Genomic DNA, 931 nt, shown 5'->3' with positions numbered 1-931 from the left:
TGCGGGCCGAGATCGTGTTGTTGGCGGCCCAAGGCATCAGCAACCTGGCGATCGCAAAGCGGCTCGGCGTCACCCGCGTGACGGTCACGACCTGGCGGCGACGCTTCGCCGAGAAGCGCCTCGACGGCCTCTTGGACGAACCACGCCCCGGGGCGCCCCGGACCATCACCGACCAGAAGGTCGCCGACGTGGTCACGACGACGTTGGAGACCCTGCCCGTCGGCAGGACGCACTGGAGTTCGCGTGGGATGGCACGCGCATCGGGGTTGGCCCCATCGACTGTGCAGCGGATCTGGAAAGCGTTCTCGCTGCAACCGCACCGCAGCGAGACCTTCAAGCTGTCCACCGACCCGCTGTTCGTCGACAAGGTCCGTGATATCATCGGGCTCTACCTCGATCCGCCGGAGCGAGCCGTGCTGCTATGTGTCGACGAGAAGTCCCAGGTACAGGCTCTGGATCGGACACAGCCGATCCTCCCATTGCGCCCAGGGCAGGCGGAACGCCGCACCCATGACTACAAGCGGCATGGGACGACCTCGCTGTTCGCCGCGCTCGACATCAAGGCTGGAACCATCGTCGGCAAGTGCATGGCGCGGCACCGTGCCGCTGAGTTTCGACGTTTTCTCGATATGATTGAGAAGAATGTCCCGACTGACCTCGATGTGCATGTCGTGATGGACAATGCGTCGAGCCACAAGACCAAGCTGATTCGGGACTGGTTTGCTCGGCGGCCGCGCTGGCATGCGCACTACACACCAACCTCGGCATCCTGGATCAATCAGGTCGAGCGTTTCTTTGCGCTGCTGACCGACGATCAGATCAGGCGTGGGACGCATCGTTCCGTTCGAGAGCTCGAGACGGCGATCAATGCCTACATCGACGCCCGGAACGCGGATCCCAAGCCTTTCCGATGGACAAAGTCCGCTGACGA

Annotated in this window: 1 protein-coding gene; it reads left to right on the top strand. The window is 63.2% G+C overall.

Annotated elements, in window-relative coordinates; translation table 11 throughout:
- A partial coding sequence (locus HLH36_RS19495) for an IS630 family transposase (RefSeq protein WP_182987929.1) occupies window positions 1–931 on the top strand: 931 nt, incomplete at both ends.

This window comes from Gluconacetobacter aggeris, from assembly GCF_014174395.1.
GTDB classification, from domain to species: Bacteria; Pseudomonadota; Alphaproteobacteria; order Acetobacterales; family Acetobacteraceae; genus Gluconacetobacter; species Gluconacetobacter aggeris.
The sequence above is the reverse complement of the archived record's forward strand: the minus strand, read 5'-3'. Positions and strand labels throughout refer to the sequence as shown.